The 3772-nt window shown below is 41.4% G+C and carries 3 protein-coding genes and 1 pseudogene; all 4 read right to left on the reverse strand.

The window, feature by feature from the left end; all coding sequences use genetic code 11:
- Positions 1-654: 654 nt before the first annotated feature.
- A complete protein-coding gene (locus tag ACTUJY_RS20960; protein ID WP_463618084.1) occupies positions 655-990 on the reverse strand; it encodes a hypothetical protein in 336 nt (111 codons plus the stop codon).
- 14 nt (positions 991-1004) lie between these two features.
- Entirely contained in the window at positions 1005-1916 is a 912-nt protein-coding gene (locus ACTUJY_RS20965) for an RHS repeat-associated core domain-containing protein (protein ID WP_463618085.1), read from the reverse strand.
- A gap of 18 nt (positions 1917-1934) precedes the next feature.
- A complete protein-coding gene (locus tag ACTUJY_RS20970; RefSeq protein ID WP_463618086.1) occupies positions 1935-2744 on the reverse strand; it encodes a PKD domain-containing protein in 810 nt (269 codons plus the stop codon).
- A gap of 597 nt (positions 2745-3341) precedes the next feature.
- Positions 3342-3486: pseudogene (locus ACTUJY_RS20975) on the reverse strand (transposase); the annotation flags it as partial.
- Positions 3487-3772 lie beyond the last annotated feature (286 nt).

Consider the following 3772-nt stretch of genomic DNA (forward strand, 5'->3'; position numbering starts at 1 on the left):
AGCAACAAGTGGCGTAAATTACGCCACTCCTGTTATCACATTCAAATTCCCAAAACCGTCGTAAAAAACTTCATTACTTCAGTGATTTTTAAAATTACGATAGCAGTGTAATAATTTTTACAACGGCGTTTGGGAAATACTACGATGAGAGTTTGATAAATTAAAAATATGCTACGATGAGAAAGCGAAAAAGCGATCGTAAAACTTCAAAATCCTACGGCCGCTAATTTGGAAAAAACTACGATGACAAAAAAGCACGCTACAGCAACGTGCGTTTTAGGTTGTGTGATGTCGGTTGAGCTCGATTTAGGGGTTGGTATTAAGCCTAAAGACTCTGATTAGACGTCGACATCACCGCTATTAAAGTTTTTAACGCCCGAACTTGTGAGTCTGTAACGGGTTGGATGCTCTTTGAGTAAGCTACAGATTCTGAATGAACCAAGCGACCCAGGTTCGGAACTGAGAATTTTCTGGGATTAAACCAGATGGGTGACTGGTGCGTTAAATCAACGCAAACCAAAGTAAAGAGATTACGGGCGCGTTAACTAACTTGATAGCTCAGTTATAATTTATTGGCTATCGATTTAGCAGGGTTTTGTACACGCCCTTGACGCCGGCTGGCTAATGGGTGACCCTATTGATTTAACCAATAAACTATAATGTATTATTGTATTTTTCATACAATTCTTTTTTATCTTTAGCGGTAAGCAAAGCGAAATCTCTAAAGCTTAAAAACTCATTTTTACATATTTTTTTATCTATATAATACGATTTTATATCAATTAAAAGTGACGAAACAAAAACTACTATGAATACAATAGCGCAAATATAAGCCATATCTTCAAGTCGAAACCTACCGTTAAAAATGCCAAATACAATATCAAGAAAACCTATTAAAACCACTACAAGAACAGACCCAATTGAAAACATGATAGAAAATGAAAGCATATGAAAGATCACCTTTAATATCTCAATAAAAAAATTTTTCATATATTTAAACCTCATTATTTATTTCCATTTTTCTCATTTGCTAAATTTATAACATCCGAAGAACTTCCTACTCCATCAGTAGCGACTTCAGAAATTGTTCTTCCAACACCATTTAGCTCACCAGGTTTTCCAAAGGTTTTTCCACTTGTCTTAGTCAAAGCAGAAGAAACACTTGAGCCTAAAACTGTAGCGACACCACCAGTGATCGCACCAAGTTTTGAATCATTTCCAATAGACTCCCAACTAACATTGCTAACATCCTGTCCTTGCACACGATCAATGGACGCATTTATAAAACTAGCACTCCCACCTACTAAAGCCCCCGCTACAGTATTTCCTGCAACATTTGCACTTAGTGCAGCAGCTCCAGCTAATCCTGCTTCAGCAACTGTCCCTGCAATTGCTCCCCCTAGCCCGACTCCTACTGCTCCGGCAGCACCCGCAACAACAACATGAGACCAGTCAACATTATCCCAATTTCCACCATTACTATATAATTGAGCTCCTAAGTTTAAACCCGCTCCTATTGCTGCACCAACAGCCATCCAAATAAACTCACCGTCAGGATCTGTGTATTTATACGGATTATTATTGGCATACATATACCTATGGAATGACATTACCTGATTTTTCTCGGTATACAAAACCGGATCCAACCCCATAAACCGACCAGCTTCCGGGTGATACCAACGTGCCTGCATGTAAGTGAGGCCAAGCCCTTTATCCTCACGATGACCGGTAAAGCCGACATTGTTGTCGGTGTCTTCATTGGTCAGCTGTTTACCAAAAGGTTGATAGTCTTCGCGCCATTTCACGCTGCCATCTTCTTTAGTGGCCAATACCGGCGAACCAAGATGGTCGGTATGAATAAAGGTGGCGAGGGTTAATGCGGCTAATGTGTTCTTAAATACTTTTATTAAATTCATGGTCATCTCCTTATCAAATTACAGCGCGCAGCCAGAATCGGGGTAATAGTTGGCGTAAGCATTTTTATCGTTCATATAAAAATAATGCTGCGTTTGATAAGTGTGTAAGGTGTCTTCACTAATCGTACCGGTATACACTTCTTCCATGGTGATGTTGCCATCGCCATTCCAGTCGATTTTTTCTGGCGGCGTATTCGGGAAGTAACTGCTGTAATAATCCGGATAGTTCAGATAAATGTACACCGCGTAGTAAATGCCTTCGTAATTATTGGAGTGGAAATCTTTGTTTTCCACAATGCCGTTGCCATCGAAATCCAGCTCGCAACTGCCTGCCGGTGGTGGTACATCGGTGTTTTGTACGGTAATCGTTACTTCATCACTACTACTCGCACCGTCGGCATCGGTAACGGTTACTCGGAAAACGTAGTTCGTATCCATCGCCACATTAGGCGCAACAAATTGTAGCGTGCCTTGCTCTGGCCCTTGCTGCAAAGAGACATTACCGCCACTGACAATACGCCAACTCATGCTGAGTGAATTGCCATCAGGATCGTTAGACGCTCGCGCATCCAAAATCACGGTATCGCCTTCGTTGACGGTTTGATCGTTACCGGCATTAGCAACCGGTGGTAAGTTACCACTGGTATCGTTAACCATAACCGTAACTGTTGCGGTATCGGTTTCATTGTTACTGGCCGTTACCAAAACTTGGAAAACCAGTTGCGTTGCCTCGCCCACATCAGGCGCGTTGAAACTTGCACTGACGGTGTTGGCATTGGTTAAGCTTACTGCTGGGCCGGAAACTTGCGTCCAACCGTAAGCAGTAATGCTTTCACCTTGATAAAAATTTGAAGTGAATAAAAATTAACTTCTATTCACTTCGAATTCAAACACTCTGACCCTATTGATTCTATTTATTACTCGCTTTTCTCAGCAAGTCCAAATAAACCTTATAATCGGCTTCTTCGAAAAAGCACGCTTGCCGGTTGTTTCCTCTTTGAATGATGTGATGAGCGCAGCCATCCATGTAAAGGCGAGGTAATCGGGCCATGAGTATCCTTGATAATAATTTGAAGTGAATAAAGATTAGGCTTTACTCACCTCAAAATCAAACACTCTGACCCTATTGATTCTAGCTCATCCAATAAACGCATGACCTCTAAATCATCCTCAGAAATCGGTTGTGGCTGGTAATAAGCGGTTGAACGTGCAATGCCCAACATCTGGCAGCGCCGTGTTTTGGATAGCTCATGTGGCATTTGAATCGTTTCTCGTAGTTGTGCCCGGTCTAACGGCCGAGCACTTTCGATAAAAAATCAATTTCTAACGCTTGCTGTCCTATCTTAGCTTCCATATCTTTGATCCGACCATCGGTGTAACGCTTTTCGTCTTGCGTACTGCGAAACACACTATCCGCATGTTCCAGTAATTGTTTCTTCCAATCGCTAATTTGGTTAGGGTGAAGGTCGTATTTTTCGGCCAGCTCCGCGAGTGTTTTCTCTTCCTTGATGGCTTCAATGGCTACTTTGGCTTTAAATCCCGGCTGGAAGTTTCTTCTCTTTCGTCGCATGATTTTCTCCTCAGTGCTATTAAAAATAGTACAGTGAGATCAATTAAGCGACTGTCCAAGATCTAGGGTCCACTTCTTTACAGTAAAACAGCGAAAGATCCTTGGCTCCTAACAACCTCATTATCGCCAGATAGAAAATTAGCGAAAAGAGCTGTAAAAATTTATCAGCTTAGAATGCAAATCGAAGAAGGTTTCAGAGACATGAAAAGTCGGCGTTATGGATTAGGATTCGAATACAATAAAACCACTGATATGAAACGAATGGCGGTATTGATATTACTCACTA

This window comes from Pleionea sp. WD8-19 (assembly GCF_055326765.1).